12 protein-coding genes are annotated in these 15981 nt (G+C 48.8%); all 12 read right to left on the bottom strand.

Going from position 1 to position 15981, the window contains the following annotated elements:
- Positions 1-10 precede the first annotated feature (10 nt).
- Positions 11-619: an ABC transporter ATP-binding protein gene (locus tag H9L42_RS05755; RefSeq protein WP_187302435.1), complete on the bottom strand. Its 609-nt coding sequence runs from the start codon at positions 617-619 to the stop codon at positions 11-13.
- The gene (locus H9L42_RS05750; RefSeq protein ID WP_187302434.1) at positions 616-1878 is read right to left on the bottom strand and encodes a sensor histidine kinase; all 1263 of its coding nucleotides are present in this window, start codon (positions 1876-1878) and stop codon (positions 616-618) included. The genes H9L42_RS05755 and H9L42_RS05750 overlap by 4 nt, the downstream gene beginning before the upstream one ends.
- A gap of 158 nt (positions 1879-2036) precedes the next feature.
- Positions 2037-2744: a LytTR family transcriptional regulator DNA-binding domain-containing protein gene (locus H9L42_RS17260; protein ID WP_187302433.1), complete on the bottom strand. Its 708-nt coding sequence runs from the start codon at positions 2742-2744 to the stop codon at positions 2037-2039.
- 291 nt (positions 2745-3035) lie between these two features.
- Positions 3036-3353, bottom strand: coding sequence for a hypothetical protein (locus tag H9L42_RS17435; RefSeq protein WP_465270649.1), 318 nt, complete (start codon positions 3351-3353; stop codon positions 3036-3038).
- A gap of 17 nt (positions 3354-3370) precedes the next feature.
- Positions 3371-3886, bottom strand: a complete 516-nt coding sequence (locus H9L42_RS05735) for a helix-turn-helix domain-containing protein (RefSeq protein WP_187302432.1) — start codon at positions 3884-3886, stop codon at positions 3371-3373.
- A 118-nt stretch (positions 3887-4004) separates the two neighbouring features.
- Positions 4005-4703 carry a response regulator gene (locus tag H9L42_RS05730; protein ID WP_207734928.1) on the bottom strand — a complete coding sequence of 233 codons (699 nt, stop codon included), beginning with the start codon at positions 4701-4703 and terminating at the stop codon, positions 4005-4007.
- Positions 4678-7353: an ATP-binding protein gene (locus H9L42_RS05725; RefSeq protein WP_207734927.1), complete on the bottom strand. Its 2676-nt coding sequence runs from the start codon at positions 7351-7353 to the stop codon at positions 4678-4680. The genes H9L42_RS05730 and H9L42_RS05725 overlap by 26 nt, the downstream gene beginning before the upstream one ends.
- Before the next feature lie 104 nt (positions 7354-7457).
- Positions 7458-7784, bottom strand: a complete 327-nt coding sequence (locus H9L42_RS05720; protein ID WP_187302431.1) for a hypothetical protein — start codon at positions 7782-7784, stop codon at positions 7458-7460.
- 194 nt (positions 7785-7978) lie between these two features.
- Positions 7979-9130: a sodium ion-translocating decarboxylase subunit beta gene (locus H9L42_RS05715; protein ID WP_187302430.1), complete on the bottom strand. Its 1152-nt coding sequence runs from the start codon at positions 9128-9130 to the stop codon at positions 7979-7981.
- Positions 9131-9257: 127 nt separating this feature from the next.
- Positions 9258-11516 carry a Tex family protein gene (locus H9L42_RS05710; RefSeq protein ID WP_187302429.1) on the bottom strand — a complete coding sequence of 753 codons (2259 nt, stop codon included), beginning with the start codon at positions 11514-11516 and terminating at the stop codon, positions 9258-9260.
- Between the two features lie 10 nt (positions 11517-11526).
- A protein-coding gene (prfB, locus tag H9L42_RS05705) for a peptide chain release factor 2 (protein ID WP_187302428.1) occupies positions 11527-12631 on the bottom strand; the annotation gives its coding sequence in 2 pieces (ribosomal slippage) (positions 11527-12555 and positions 12557-12631; 1104 coding nt in all).
- Positions 12632-12918: 287 nt separating this feature from the next.
- Entirely contained in the window at positions 12919-15672 is a 2754-nt protein-coding gene (secA, locus tag H9L42_RS05700; protein ID WP_187302427.1) for a preprotein translocase subunit SecA, read from the bottom strand.
- Positions 15673-15981: the final 309 nt, after the last annotated feature.

Here is a 15981-nt window from a genome sequence, read left to right as displayed (position 1 = left end):
TCCGTCTCCGTTACAGTTCGATAATCCGCCCGCCCTGTTTTTTGATTTCCTCATCATGGGTCACCAAAATCATTGTTTTTCCATAGTGGTTTAAAATGTTCAAAATACCCATAACCAGCTTCGCGTTGCTACGATCCAGTGAACCTGTCGGCTCATCAGCTAAAATCAGAGAACACTTTTTTACCAGCAGTCTTGCCAGAGCCACTCGTTGCTGCTCACCGCCTGACAGAGTGTATACCTTGCTGTCGGCTTTGTCCCCCATTTTTACCAACTCCAGAGCCTTCTCAATGGAAATCTTTGTTCGGTTTTTCTGCTGGATAATCTCCAGGTTCTGCCTGACCGTCTTTTCCTCCATTAAGACAAAATTCTGGAAAATAAATCCGACTTTTCTGCTAAAATAGTCCAGTCTGTTTTTCTTCCTGCTGATATCGATTCCATCAACAAGAATTTCGCCTTCATCGAAAGGTTCCAGGGCTCCGATCATGTTCAGCAGTGTGGTTTTCCCGCAACCGCTGGGGCCGGAAAAAACAACGAATTCGCCGGATTGGATTTCCATATTCAAATTCTGAAAAAGGATATGATCGCCGTACGCTTTGCAGAGATTTTTAATTGTAATCATAAAAACACCACCAGTCTCACCGAAAACAAATCTTCCGTATAGTCGATTTCCATCTGTCCATGATACTCGTCTACTACCCGCTGGACATTTTTCAGCCCGATTCCATGGCCGTCTTTTTTCGCTTTGGTTGTCCGAAGCGCAGTACCGACTTTGTGAATTGTCCCGTTATAGGAATTTGTCACTTCGATTAACAGGATGCCCCGTTCCTGACTCATACGGATGGTAAGAAGCTTGCGTCCCGTATCGCAAAGAGACAGGGCCCGCAGCGCGTTATCCAGAAGGTTTCCTAAAATAATAATAAGATCTTTTGCCGCAATAGGCATGTTTTCTGAAATATTCAGCTCTGTTTTGATGTCCGCGCTCAAAGCGGCGGCTTCGTTTAATTTCAGATTCACAAATCCGTCGATCACCGGGTTTCCGGTAGACGCCATCTGGGTCTGCCCTTCGTCCAATGTCTGCAGTTCCTGTATGTAACGGACAATTTCCTCACATTGATTCTGCTCTGCCAGCTGATTCAACACGAAAAAATGGTTTTTCAGATCGTGCCTGAGAGCGGAAATTTTTTCCTCTGAATCCCGCAGCAGATCCATCTGGCTTTCATAAGCCTGGTTCTGCTGTTCCAAAAGCGCGAAACTTAACTGACTGCGATACATTTCCTGTATCCGATCCAGCAGAAAAAACAGCAGTACATTTATCAGAATCATGCTGAGACCGCCGATTACCACGGTGATTTCATCTTTACATTCATCCAGGACGGCAATGGATATCAGCAGGCTGCATACCGGGATTACGATAACCGCAACCCATTCCAGAAATGTAAATTCTTTTCCATGCCTTAAATCTATCGCTTTCTGCAGCAAAAGCACAATCATGAATGAAAGAAAATTGGTTACAAGAACGCAGATTATTCTCAGATACTCTATATGGAGATTCCGCAGATAATAGTAGACCGCGTCTTCACAGACAATTCCCACCGCGAGAATCAGTGTCACAGCGCAGAGTCGGTGCTTCCAGCTGCCTTTATAACTCCAGGAAACCAGCAGGCATCCGAAAACATTCGAAAGAATAATGAAAGGCGGCGGCCCGTGGAAATAAAAAGAAACCATGCTGTTGAAAGCATAGTAAAACGCATAACAGAAAAATCTCAGCCATTTTCTTTTTTCAGAACCCTCGGTCTCGAAAAAAATCGAAAAGAAGCGGCTGATAATATAAATACCAAATAAATTGCCTGCCAGGCACATAACCAGTTCCAGATCCAAATGTTTCTCCCCCTATTATCCGCCGCTTATAACATCACTTACACACTTTTTTGTCAGCCGCTGTTTTTCATTGTAGCAGTTTCACAATTCAGAAAAAAGCGCTTTGTCAAAAACACCCTGTTTATTTGCTAAAAATACGAAGCGGTACCCTCATGTTTTTACAAATCGCTCCATTTTCGCAGCAGCTGCTGTTTCACCTGTTTTCGGCAGGATTCGCTGATGGGAAGCGTTCGGGAATTTAAAAGATGTACCTGATGATATTCATAACAGGCGATAAACTGCGGATTCACAAGGTAGGACTGGTGGATACGCAGAAAATGATGCCCGGTGGCATCTTCCACCTGATTTAGTTTGCCGTAAAAAAGATACTCCTCATTTTCTGTATGCAAGCTAATCTTTCTGGCTTTGCTTTCAAAATACCAGATTTCTCCGTAGCGGATTTTATGATAGGTCTGATCGATTTTAAATTCAAAGGTGTCCTGATAACGGATCGAAAGACGCATCGCCTTTTCCAGGACTTCGATAATCTGCTTTCTCGTAAAAGGTTTTGTCAGAAAATGCAGAGGGCGAATCGCGAACAGTTCCATGGCGTATTCCGTTTTTCCTGAAATAAAGACAATGTGAACCTCCTCGTCACAAAGCTCTTCGCGGATCTTCTGGCCTACCGCCACGCCGCTCATCAGCTTCAGTTCAATATCCAGGAAAATCAGATCAAACCGTGTTCCCGCGGAAACCGCCTCATACAGCGCTTCTCCGCTAGTGAAAATATGTACCTCAAACTCGCCCTTCTTGCAATATGGCTCTAAAAACGATTTGATTTGCTGGCAAACCGTTTTTTCATCATCACAGACTGCGACACAAAACACACTGAATGCTCCTCTCTCGGCTTTTCTCCATTATATCATACCCCGCCTCCAAGTGAAAGCCGGGATGCTCCTGCCGAAATACCGGCTTTTCTTTACATCTCGCGCATGCTCCCGTCTCCCCCTCGCGGAAAAGAATCTGTATACATTCGAAATCACAGTTCTGCTCTTTCTGTTCAAAGGAAACGGGTACAATTTGAAAAAAACAGCTTACGTGTACACATTTTTCTATCCGTGGAGAAGGGAACCGCAAGGGTCGCTAGAATAATCAAAAGATATTATGTATAAATAGTCTTAATTCGACTCAAATCGACAAAATTTGACGGCAAATCTCCGAAAAAGACCGGAAGCCAGAAATCGCAGTTGTGTACAAAAAGGCTCTGCAAGTATATTTGTACACATTTTACGAATTCCTGCCCCAAAAAAATGATAGTTCACTATATCCCTCATAATAATAACTGTGGTCAAGGCATTTTTTAACAGATGCTTGATTTCAATATCTTTAATCGGACTGCGCTCCATAGCCAGCAGATAGTCTTCTTTATCAATCTTGCTCCAGTCAACGACCCTCTGAATTTCCGCTTTGAATATAAGATCAAGCCAGATACGCATGCTGCCCCCCTCCAAAATCAAAACTGCTTCCTTTCGAGTGTTAAGATGCTTCCGATGAACGCCCCTGCGAAAATAACCGGAGCCACCCTTACAAAGACCCACTCAAATCCATGAAACGCCACTCCCACAACGGCAGTTTCAGGATCGCTATAATCCCAGCCCAGGTAAGAGCTGCCCAATGCTGCCAAAACCACAAATCCCATTACTGCGATCGCGCACAGTGAGAGAAACAGCCAGTGAAGCATTTTCCTTCTTCTGCGCTTCCTCTGCGCGAGCTGCAGATTTATGAGTTCCAGCTTTTCCGAAATCACTTTTAACTCATCGGCCTTCGGCGGCTCAATCGTTTCTCCCAGCAAAACGCTTACAGGTGTTTCAAGAGCTTCTGATAGAGTAAGCAGCATATCCGAATCCGGAACGGACAATCCCTGCTCCCATTTTGAAATCGTCTGACGCACCACGTTCAGCCTGATGGCCAGTTCCTGCTGTGAAAGGCCTTTTGATTTTCGGATAGCTTTCAGATTTTCGTTCAACATTAGAAATCCCCTCCTCGTTTAGATATCACAACAATTCTATGAGGATCTGCCCGTTGCCGCAAGCAACGTATTGTAACATTCCAGCTTTACAGCTGCGATTTTCCCGCCCCCAATGGCATTATCCTTCCATCCGGACCATCTTATACCCCACGCCCACATGGGTCTCGATATACTTCGGCCCTCCCTTTTTCTCAATTTTTTTCCGCAGGGTGGCCATAAAAACCCGAAGGGAGGCGACGTCGCTCTCATAGGCAGCTCCCCATAGCTCTTTCAGAATATAGCTGTGCGTCAAAACGCGGCCTACGTTTTTCGTAAGCAGGCAGATCAGCTTGTACTCCATTGGCGTCAGATGAACCAGCTTTCCATCTACCGCCACTGTTCCCGCGGCATAGTCGATAGTAAGACCTCCATTTTGAAAAACAGAAGATTCCGCTGCGCTGTTTTTCCGCAATTCCGCGATTTTCCGCTGGGCCACCCGAAGTCTTGCCAGCAGTTCCTCCATACTGAAGGGCTTTGTCAGATAGTCGTCCGCCCCGGCGTCCAGCGCCGTGATTTTATCCCGATCCTCGCTTCTCGCGCTCACCACCAGGATCGGGCAGCTGGACCAGCTTCGAATCCGGGTAATAAGCTCCACTCCGTCCATATCCGGCAGCCCCAGATCGAGGATCAGGATATCGGGATTTTTGGCAGTTGCCAGGAAAATCGCCTTTTCTCCTGTCTCCGCTGTAAAGCACTGATAGGAATTGGCGTCCAGAGTAGCTGACAGCAGATTCTGGATTGCCTTATCATCCTCAACGATTAGAATTGAAGTTTTCATAATTCTTTACCTCCGCCAGTGGTAATGTAAATTCAAAAATCGCGCCGCGCGGCACATTATCCTTGATGCAGATCCTGCCCCCATGCGCCTCCACGATGGATTTGCAGAGAGCGAGTCCCAGTCCCATTCCCCTGCGGGAATCGCTTTTTTCCCGGCTGCCGCCAGTGTAGAACATCTGAAAAACCGCCTCTTTTTCAGAATCCGGGACACCGTTTCCGTCGTCCGCGACCTGCACCACCGCCTGTCCATTTTCAGAAAAGGCCCGTATCTGAATCTTCGATCCCTTAGGCGTGTATTCGACAGCATTATTAATCAGGTTCACGAGTACCTGCACGATCAGAGTCACATCTACTTCCGCCATCAGCAGGGGATCTTCTACTTCTGAGGAAACAATATGCTCAATGGATTTCCGCGTCATATGGTTCATCGCCTCTTCAATGACTTCCTCAAGAAGCTGCGGCTCCTTCCTGGCTTCGATTTTATCTCCGTCAAACCTGGAAATGGCCAGGAGATTTTCCACCAGCTCGATGAGCCAGATAGAATCTTCGTAGATCCCCTGTGTCAGCTTTTTTCTTGTTTCGGGCGCGAAATCCGTCGACAGCAGGGAACTGGCGCTGCCGGAAATACTGGTAAGAGGCGTCCGCAGATCGTGGGAGATAGATCGCAGCAGATTGGCGCGGAACCGTTCCCGCTCCGCCTCCACTTCGGTTTCCCGCTTTTTCCGTTCACTGTAATAGTTCTCCAGCGCAAAGGCGATTTGCCCTAGCAGCGCGGAAAGAAGGGAGCGCTCCATATCTTCCAGAGGAACCGAATCGTCCAGCACCAAGCCGACGACAGCCAGCACCTCGTTATGTCCGTCCTTGACCGGAATATAATACGCTTTTGCGCCCGGCAGAGTATCGGTCCGCTTTCCTGCCTTTTTCTTATTCCGGATTACCCACTTTACCACAGCCTGTTCTTCCCCGGTCATATAAAGCTCGTTCACCGGCCGCTCCTGCTGGGAATCATAGGAGTAGATATTGGCAATCTCGCCTTTTTCCACAGTGTAAAAAAGAACCGGCTTTTTCATGATTTTATAAATCTGCCGTTCGGATTCAATCACAATCTCATCCAGCGACTCCGCGTGCTGCAGGCGGCTGCCGGCATCCAGCAGAATATCCGTGCGGTATACATTGAGAGCGGAAGCGCTGGCCTGGCTGTGCGCTCTGCTGGTCAGCGTACTTGTAATAAGCGCTGCCGCGAGCATCACAAGAAACGTAACCGCGTATTCAGCATTCGCGTACAATGTAAATCGGGGACTGATGAAAAAAAAGTTAAACAGCAGTACTCCCGCCAGAGAAGCCATTACCCCGTAAATTCTTCCGTTCGTCTGGTTCGCTGTAACAAGTACTCCCAGAATCAGAATCGTCACCGCGTTCGCGTCCCGCATCCCCATGTATTGAAAGAGTAACCCGGCAGCGGCCGCCGCGGCCATAATAAGAACCGTTTTGCAGAAATCTTTCATGGAAAATGAAAGCTTCCTGCCGCGCCACGAGAGCAGACCTTCCCGTCGCAAATCCGGTTCTTCATCCGGAATCACAAAGACTTCCAGATCCGGAGCCAGGCTGAGAATGCGATCGATAAATCCGGCATTTCCCGAAAAAAAGCGTTTCAGTCCTTTTGCCTGTTTCTGCCTGCCGATTACGATTTTGGAGATTCCGCTTACCCTTGCGAATTCCACAATCTGATAAGGAATATCATCGCTGTACGTCGTTGTCAATTTTGCGCCGAGGATTTCCGCCAGATGAAGATTTTCGTGAATCTGCTTTTTCATCTCGTCAGAAAAGGTTTCGAAATCCGGCGTTTCCACATACATCGCGGTAAAACGGCCATGAAACGCGCTCGCCATACGGGCCGCGGTACGTATTACTTTTTTGCTGCTGGGCGACGGCCCTACACAGACCAGAATATGCTCGTTCAACTGGTATCGGCTGCCGCCCGTTCTGGAATTCTTGATCGTCTCCAGTTCCTGATTGACCTGATCTGCCGTGTAGCGGAGCGAAATTTCCCGCAGCGCCACCAGATTGTCCGGAGTAAAAAAAGGCGCCAGTTCCCGCTCTGCCTGCCCCGCTTTATAAACATTTCCATCTTTGAGGCGCTGCAGGAGTTCTTCCGGCTCGATGTCCACCAACTCCAGCTGTTCGGCCCGATCAAAAATCGAATCCGGAACCCGCTCCTCAACGATAACCTGAGTAATCGAAGCCACCAGGTCGTTCAGGCTTTCCACATGCTGCACATTGACAGTTGTAAAAACATGAATCCCCGCGTTCAGGAGTTCCTCAATATCCGAATATCTTTTTGTATGTCGCAGTCCCCGCGCGTTTGTATGGGCAAGTTCATCCACGAGAATCAACTCAGGTTTTCTTTTCAGCGCAGCGTCCAGATCAAACTCACCGGATGCTGCGCCTTCCGCCTTAAGTGGCGGCAGGACTTCCATCCCCTCAAGAAGCGCCATGGTTTCCGGCCGTGTATGCGGATCGATCACGCCAACTACCACATCAACGCCCGATTTCGCGACAGCCCGCGCTTCCTCCAGCATCGCGTAGGTTTTTCCCGCGCCCGCCGCGTAACCGAAAAAGATTTTCAGTTCTCCTCTGGCTTCCCGCTTCACTCCTCTTTCCTCCTTTAATCGGCTGCTTTCCCTTGAAATAGTATAAAAGATAGCCGCCCGTTTTACAAGGGCAGCTATCTTCTTTTCATCAAGGATATGGAGGATTACCGTTTTCTGCAGGCCGCCACGCGTCTGCCACGATATTTATCGTTCATATGCGCGAGCTGTGAGGCCGCAGGCGTGTTTTTCTTTATTGCTGCGGCATGCTGCTTTTTCTTCCTTTTTTCTTTCCGCTCCTCGGCTTTGCAGAACGCGTCGAAAGCCACGGCGATACACCAGAGCAAAATCGCGGATCCCAGCATAACGCCGCTGGCGCTTGCCCGCATTTCCAGCGCAGTAACAAGGAACAGACAAGATATGAAGAACGCCGCAAAATAAAGGATAATAACAGACAGCCGCTTTTTTCTTATTGTGTGGTAAAAGTTACGCATTATGGTTTCCCTTCTTTTAAACTTCCTGCCTTTATTATAGCCTTCTCCGGATAAAAACGGGATTAAAAGTATCTCTTCCGGCATTAAGATTGTATAAAGATATACGGATTGCCGCTGTATACCCGTGTCTGTTCCTGAAAAAAAAGACTCACACAGCACTGCTTCACTGCACGAGTCTTTCATTCCTTTAAAAATCAGTATCCGCCAAACATAGAAAGCATGACAGATGCCGCGACCGCGGAGCCGATTACGCCTGCCACATTTGGTCCCATAGCGTGCATCAGCAGGAAGTTTGCCGGATTATCCGCCTGCCCGACCTTCTGAGATACGCGAGCGGCCATCGGTACCGCCGACACGCCCGCGGAACCGATCAGCGGATTGATCTTTTTCTTTAAAAACAAATTCATCAGCTTCGCAATCAGCACGCCGCCGGCAGTTCCCACCGCAAAGGCGCATACACCCAGCACGACAATCTTCAAAGTCTCTGCTTTAATAAAGGTGGTTCCGGTAGCGGAAGCTCCAACCGCGAGCCCCAGCATAATGGTTACGATATTCATCAGCGCGTTCTGCGCGGTATCGGACAGCCGATCCGTCTGCCCGCATTCCTTTAACAGATTCCCCAGCATCAGGAAGCCGATCAGCGGCGCCGCGGACGGCAGAAGCAGTACCACAAGGACAGTAACAACGATTGGGAACAGAATCTTTTCCTTCTGGCTTACCACTCTCAACTGCTCCATTTTAATCATACGCTCTTTTTTCGTGGTAAGAGCTTTCATAATCGGCGGCTGTATAATCGGCACAAGCGCCATATAGGAGTACGCGGCCACCGCGATCGCGCCCAGCAGATGCGGCGCCAGTTTGCCTGTCAGGTAAATAGCGGTCGGACCGTCAGCCCCTCCGATAATTCCGATGGAAGCCGCTTCCTGCGCGTTAAATCCTAACAAAACCGCCGCGCACAGCGCGAAGAAAATTCCCAGCTGCGCCGCGGCTCCCATGATCAGAGATTTCGGGTTCGCGATCAGCGGCCCGAAGTCCGTCATAGCCCCTACGCCCAGGAAAATAATCGACGGTATAATCGGTTTTAATGCATAGAACACAGTCAAGATTCCAACATCCGGCAGCTGATTCGAGGAGGTGATCTCCGCGCCCTCGACGAACATTCCGCTGATCGGCAGATTGGACAATAACATACCCATGGCAATGGGCACCAGCAGAAGCGGTTCGAACCCGTGTCTTATGGCCAGATAAAGAAAGATAAACGAAACCACGATCATGATGACATTCTGATATGCCAAATTCGCCAGACCGGTATCCTGCCAGAAATTACTGAGTGTCTCAAATAGCATTTTTCTCGTCTCCTTTTCTATAATGACGTAATGTGCAAATCCTGCACCAATTATAAAAAGTCTAACATGTCTGACGATTTATTACAACCAGGCTGACGGATAAATACTGTATACAACTGGCCTCTATCTACAGCCGCATGGTCAGCCCGATTTTCTGCTTCTCATAGTCGATACTGATGATTTTTACCTTTACGGTATCCCCGACTGAAACCACATCCATAGGGTGCTTGACGTACTTGTTGCTGAGCTGGGAAATGTGGACCAATCCGTCATTTTTGACTCCAATATCCACGAAGGCACCGAAATCCACCACATTGCGCACCGTTCCCGTCAGCTCCATATCCACCTTTAAATCCTCAAAGCTGCGGACGTCGTTCCGGAACACAACAGCAGGGGCGTCTTCTCTGGGATCTCTTCCCGGCTTTTTGATTTCCTCAATGATATCTTTCAGCGTCATGGCGCCGATATCCAGTTCCGCGGACAGCTTTTCGATAGCTTTCCCCAGATTCTTTTTCGGGGATTCCTTTGGCTTTGACAGTTCTGCCAGAGCCGCCAGACCCTTTTTCCTGGTGCCGCTCTGTTTTGGCTTTTCGTCCGCCGCGTAAAGCAGACTGATTTTTTCTTCAATATCCGCCGCGCCGCCTTGGGCAATGGCGTCTTTGTCAATGTGCAGCTTTTCCAGCATAGCCTCCGCCGCCGGATAGGATTCCGGATGCACGGAGGTGGCGTCCAGCGGATTGGTTCCGTCGGAAATCCGCATAAAGCCCGCGCACTGCTTGAAGGTTTTTTCGCCCAGCTTGGAAACTTTTTTCAGCTCTTTCCGGTTGGTGAAAGCTCCCTGTTCTTCCCGGTAGGCGACAATGTTTTTCGCGATTCCCATGTTAATCCCCGCCACATGGGCAAGAAGAGACGGGGAAGCGGTATTGAGATCAACTCCTACCCGGTTTACACAGTCTTCCACCACATTGTCCAGCGCCGCTTCCAAAAGCCCCTGATTGATATCATGCTGGTACTGTCCTACGCCGATACTTTTAGTCGGGATCTTTACCAGCTCCGCTAGCGGGTCCTGCAGCCTGCGTCCTAAAGACATGGCGCCTCTTGTGGTGACATCCAGATCCGGATACTCTTCGGTCGCCAGTTTGGAAGCCGAATAGACGGAGGCTCCCGCTTCATTTACGATGGTGTAGCTGATGGGCAGATGATTCTTTTTAATAAAGTCCGCCACCACTTCCTCGGTTTCTCTCGATCCGGTACCGTTGCCGATGACAATGACATTGATCTTGTATTTGTCCGCCAGCTTTTTCAGCACCTTCTCCGTTCCCGCCACATCATTTTTGGGCTGGGTCGGGTAAACGGTGGTATAGGCGAGAAGCTTTCCGGTTTCATTGATGACCGCCACTTTGCATCCGGTCCGGTACCCCGGGTCGATACTGATAATGCGGGCGCCCTTTACCGGCGGCACCATCAGCAGTTTTTCCGTATTTTTAGCGAAGACTTTTACTGCCTCTGTTTCCGCCCGTTCCGTAAGCATATTACGCATTTCCCGTTCAACAGACGGCGCCATCAGCCGCTTGTACGCGTCGGCCACCGTCTCTTTCAGAAGCTCTGTAAAAATGGATTTGGCGTTTGTAATGACGGCTTTTTCCAAAAGCGCCTGTATGTCCTCCACCGGCACAGAAACTTTGACTTTCAGCTTCTTTTCCTTTTCTCCCCGGTTGATGGCGAGAATCCGGTGGTTTGGAATTTTTTTGATGGCTTCCTGGTACTCGTAGTACATTTCGTAAACCGTTTTTTCTTCCGGATCCTGAGCTTCGGTCACGATCAGGCCTGTGTTCTGGGTCTTTTCCCTCACCTGCGCGGTCAGTTCCGGATCATCGGAAATCATTTCCGCGATAATATCCTTGGCGCCGTCGATGGCAGCCTGCGCATCCGGCACTTCCTTTTCCTCACTGACAAAGGCTGCCGCGAAGTCCTCCGGACTGCCTTCTTCCTTTTCCTGGGCCCGGAAGATAAGGGCAAGAGGTTCCAGCCCTCTTGCCTTTGCTTTTGACGCTCTGGTCGCTTTTTTCTGTTTGTATGGTTTGTACAGGTCTTCCACTCTCTGAAGAACCTGGGCTTCCTGAATTTTTTCCTTCAGTTCTTCGGTCAGCTTTCCCTGTTCCTCGATAAGGCGGATGACTTCTTCCTTCCTGTCTTCCAGATTTCGCAGGTAGGTGAGGCGTTCATCCAGATCCCGAAGGGTCACGTCGGACAGTCCCCCGGTGACTTCTTTCCGGTATCTTGCGATAAAAGGGATGGTGTTCCCCTCATCAATCAGTTCCACCGTATGCTCTACCTGCTGGGGGTTCAGATGAAATTCACCTGCCAGTGTTTCGATGATGTTCATAAAGCTTTGTTTACCTTTCTTTCTGTTTGAGCTTTTCGTTGATAAAGTAGTCGAGATCCCCGTCCATCACCGCCTGAACATTTCCCACTTCCGCGCCGGTTCGGTGGTCTTTGACCATCGTATACGGATGGAATACATAGGATCGGATCTGACTGCCCCAGGTGATCTGGCTGTAGTCGCCCTGCAGTTCTTTCAGATTTTCCTTATGTTCCTGTTCTTTGAGTTCCACCAGCTTTGACATGAGCAGCTTCATGGCGGTTTCCCGGTTCTGGTGCTGGGATCGCTCGTTCTGGCAGGAAACGACGATGTTCGTCGGAATGTGGGTGATCCGGATCGCGGAGTCCGTCTTATTGACATGCTGGCCGCCCGCTCCGCTGGATCGGAAGGTGTCGATCCGGAGATCGTCGGGATCGATTTCAATGGTCATGTCATCGTCAATTTCCGGAATTACGTCCATGGACGCGAAGGAAGTATGTCTCCTTCCCGATGAGTCATAGGGAGAAATCCGCACAAGACGGTGGACGCCTTTTTCGTTTTTCAGATACCCGTAGGCGTTCTCCCCTTCCACCAGGGCGGTAGCGCTGTTGATGCCGCCTTCCTTTTCCTCCTGATAGTCCAGGATCTTTACTTTGTAGCCCTTCCGTTCCGCCCAGCGCAGATACATGCGGAACAGCATCTCCGCCCAGTCCTTGGCGTCGGTCCCGCCGGAACCTCCATGGACAGAAATAATCGCGTTATTTTTGTCGTATTCTCCGGTCAGAAGCGTGGCAAGCCGCAGAGCTTCCAGCTTTTCCGCCGCCGCTTCATAACTTTCCGTAATTTCCTTTACCATAGAGGCGTCATCCGCTTCCTCGGCAAGGGAAATCAGCACTTCCACGTCTTCAATCTCCGTGGCCAGCGCTTCGTATTCTTCGATTTTATTTTCGATGGACTTTTTCTCTTTCATCACTTTCTGGGCGTTCTCGTGGTCCTCCCAGAATCCTTCCGCCTGTGTCTTTTCATCCAGGCTTTTTAATGTTTCCCTCAGACCGGCCAGGTCAAAGGGACTCACCTGCCTCTTTCAGTTTGCCTTTCAGGCCCGGCAGTTCGGATTTTATCGAATCCAGTTCGATCATAATTCACTACCCTCTTTCTGTTTTTTCTGAGCCAAAACCTGTTTTTGGCCCGATGCTTTAGTATACCTTATGGCGGCCCTGTTTTTCAAGTGCGGATCAGCCCTTGTCCCCGTAAGTTTCAAAAAACTCCCGCGCCAGCTGTGCTCTCCTTGTTACTTCCGAAGGGCATTCGTTTCTCTTATCCGACGATTGAGTCGATTTATCAACAAATGAGGAAATTTCTCATTTGTTACTAAAGGGGCTGTCCGCATCCGAATTTACCGAATGGGACAGCCCCCGCTTTCTTCTTATTCGTTTCTGCCGCAGCAGTTCTTATATTTCTTTCCCGAACCGCATGGACACGGATCATTTCTTCCGATTTTCGGATGCTCTCTTCGATAAGGCTGCTGCTTGACTTCCCGTTCTGGAATTTCTCCCTCTTCCGGAAATTCTCCTTCTTCCACAATCGGCCCTTCGTCTACAAATTCGTCTTTCCGCTCCTTGCCGGTGCCGATCACGTCTCTTCTCTCTGTTCTGGTCTGAACCGTTACGCTGTAGCAGAATTTAACGGTATCTTCTTTAATCGACTGAACCATCAGCTCGAACATGTCAAAACCTTCCTGGGCGTAAGCGGCAGCCGGATCCTGCTGTCCCAGAGCCCGCAGGCCGATTCCGTTCCGCAGCTGGTCCATAGCGTCAATATGATCCATCCATTTGTTGTCTACAACACGAATCAGAATCATGCGCTCGATCTCACGCATTTTGTCTACGCCGATTTCTTCTTCTTTTTCCTGGTACAGCTTTTCAAACAGATCGTAAATATCCTGCTTGAGACTCTCCGCTCCCAGTCCATTGCGTTCTTCCTCCGAATACTCAAGCGGTCGGAAATTTGGCGACAGCTTTTTCAGACCCTCGTTAAGGGCGTCAAAATCCCATTCTTCTGAGAAGCGGGAAGCCACAGTAATCGGCTCTACAATTTCATCGATCAACTCGTGAGTCATGCTCACAATATCGTCCCGCAAGTCTTCCCCGAACAGTACTTTTTTGCGCTCTCCGTAAATAATTTCACGCTGTTTGTTCATAACATTGTCATACTGGAGTACATATTTACGGATGGAGAAGTTGCGGCCTTCCACCTTTTTCTGAGCCCCTTCAATGGAACGGGTAATCATCTTCGCCTCAATCGGCTCGTCCTCTTCTACGCCGAGACGTTTTACTACGCTCTGCATTTTTTCTCCGCCGAACAGGCGCATCAGCTCATCCTCCAAAGAAATGCAGAATTGGGTACGACCCGGGTCACCCTGTCTTCCGGAACGTCCACGAAGCTGGTTATCAATTCTTCGGGATTCATGACGCTCCGTACCGATGATGCACAGCCCGCCCAGTTCACGTACCTTTTCCTGCTCTTCTTTTCTTTCTTCCTTATATTTCTCATGAAGCCGGTTGAATTCTTCTCTCGCCTTCAGGAGTTCCGGTTCTTCGGTCTGTACAAATCCGGTGGCAAAGGCGATGGTTTCAGCGTCATATCCCAGTTTTTTCATTTCCTTTCGCGCTTCAAATTCAGGGTTTCCGCCCAGGATGATGTCCGTACCACGGCCTGCCATATTGGTCGCGATGGTAATCGTTCCGAGACGTCCGGCTTCGGCGATAATCTCCGCCTCCTGCTCATGATGCTTAGCGTTAAGGACATTAAACTTTTTAATCCCCCTCTTTTTCAGAGCGTTAGCGATAATCTCCGACTTCTCAATGGAAACCGTACCGACCAGAACCGGCTGTCCGGTTTCATGGGCCGCGATTACCTTGTTCACAATCGATTTATATTTGCCTTTTTCCGTGCTGTATACCGCGTCCTGCAGATCCTCTCTGATGATCGGCAGATTTGTCGGCACTACTACAACGTCCATGTTGTAGATATCGCGGAACTCGTCTTCCTCTGTCTTAGCTGTACCGGTCATCCCCGCCAGCTTCTGGTACATGCGGAAGTAGTTCTGCAGGGTAATCGTCGCCAGGGTTCTTGATTCGGAGCGGACCAACACCCCTTCTTTGGCCTCAATGGCCTGATGCAGCCCGTCGCTGTAACGCCTTCCGAACATGAGCCGACCGGTAAATTCGTCAACGATAATGATTTCCCCGTCCTTAATAATATAGTCTACGTCACGCTTCATCAGGTTCCTGGCTTTCAGGGCCTGCAGCACATGGTGATTGATTTCCATATTTTCCGGATCTGAAAAATTTTCTACGTCAAAGTAGGCTTCACATTTGCTGACGCCTTCTTCGGTCAGAGAAACCTGCTTTTCCTTTTCTTCGATGGTAAAATCCGTATCCACATGCAGATCTCTTACAAAGCGATCCGCCGTTTTATACATATCTGTGGATTTTCCGCCTTCTCCGGAAATGATCAGCGGCGTTCTCGCTTCGTCGATCAGAATGGAGTCCACCTCATCGACAATGGCGAAATTAAGCTCCCTCTGCATCATGTCTTCTTTGTAAAGCACCATGTTGTCCCGCAGATAGTCAAAACCGTATTCGTTATTTGTACCGTAAGTAATATCCGCGTTATAGGCGGCTTTTCTTTCTTCTTCACTGATACCGTGGATCACGCAGCCTACCGACAGGCCCAGGAAGTTATAGAGTTTTCCCATCCACTCCATATCTCGCTTTGCCAGATAGTCGTTGACTGTTACAACATGGACGCCCTTGCCTTCCAGCGCGTTCAAATATACCGGAAGCGTCGCCACCAACGTCTTACCTTCACCGGTTTTCATCTCGGCGATACGTCCCTGGTGGAGTACAATACCACCGATGATCTGCACACGGAACGGCTTCATTCCAAGACTTCTTACGGATGCTTCCCGGCATACAGCAAACGCTTCCGGCAAAATATCATCCAGTGTCTCGCCATTTTTCAGGCGTTCTTTGAACTCATCCGTCTTATCTCGCAGCTGCTGATCGGACATTTCCTGCATTTGTTGGTCATAAGCCTCAACTTTATCCGCAATTTTAGCAACCTTCTTTACCTCCTTCGCGTTCAGGTCGCCAAAAATTTTTTCCATGAAACTCATTTTTTCTGATTCCCCTTTCCTTTCTCTCTCAGACACTCTCTTCTCAATTTGCAAGAGCTATGTTCAAAAGCCCTGCGGCCTTTCTTTTCTCTCTGATGTTTTTGATATAACAATTTCAATACTTTAGTATATCTTATTTTTTTACGGATGAAAAGGGGAAAGTTGGTGATTTTACAGGGATTTTACAAGGAGTAACTTGTAAAAGTAACATCCACCCGTTCTTCGGTGCACATGGAAGTTATTAATTCTAAACAAGGTGGGTGGAATTTAATAGCTCGGAATGATAGAATCTATCTATTCATCCACTTC

Origin of the sequence: Zhenpiania hominis (assembly GCF_014333425.1) — a bacterium.
GTDB lineage: Bacteria > Bacillota > Clostridia > Peptostreptococcales > Anaerovoracaceae > Hominibacterium > Hominibacterium hominis.
The sequence above is the reverse complement of the archived record's forward strand: the minus strand, read 5'-3'. Positions and strand labels throughout refer to the sequence as shown.

Excerpts from the sequence above, each read along its gene's own strand:
- H9L42_RS05710 (WP_187302429.1), bottom strand. The coding sequence starts at position 11,516 with ATGAACATCATCGAAACACTGGCAGGTGAATTTCATCTGAACCCCCAG.
- H9L42_RS05715 (WP_187302430.1), bottom strand. The coding sequence starts at position 9,130 with ATGCTATTTGAGACACTCAGTAATTTCTGGCAGGATACCGGTCTGGCG.
- H9L42_RS17435 (WP_465270649.1), bottom strand. The coding sequence starts at position 3,353 with ATGCGTATCTGGCTTGATCTTATATTCAAAGCGGAAATTCAGAGGGTC.
- H9L42_RS05720 (WP_187302431.1), bottom strand. The coding sequence starts at position 7,784 with ATGCGTAACTTTTACCACACAATAAGAAAAAAGCGGCTGTCTGTTATT.
- H9L42_RS05730 (WP_207734928.1), bottom strand. The coding sequence starts at position 4,703 with ATGAAAACTTCAATTCTAATCGTTGAGGATGATAAGGCAATCCAGAAT.
- H9L42_RS05735 (WP_187302432.1), bottom strand. The coding sequence starts at position 3,886 with ATGTTGAACGAAAATCTGAAAGCTATCCGAAAATCAAAAGGCCTTTCA.
- H9L42_RS05755 (WP_187302435.1), bottom strand. The coding sequence starts at position 619 with ATGATTACAATTAAAAATCTCTGCAAAGCGTACGGCGATCATATCCTT.
- secA (WP_187302427.1), bottom strand. The coding sequence starts at position 15,672 with ATGAGTTTCATGGAAAAAATTTTTGGCGACCTGAACGCGAAGGAGGTA.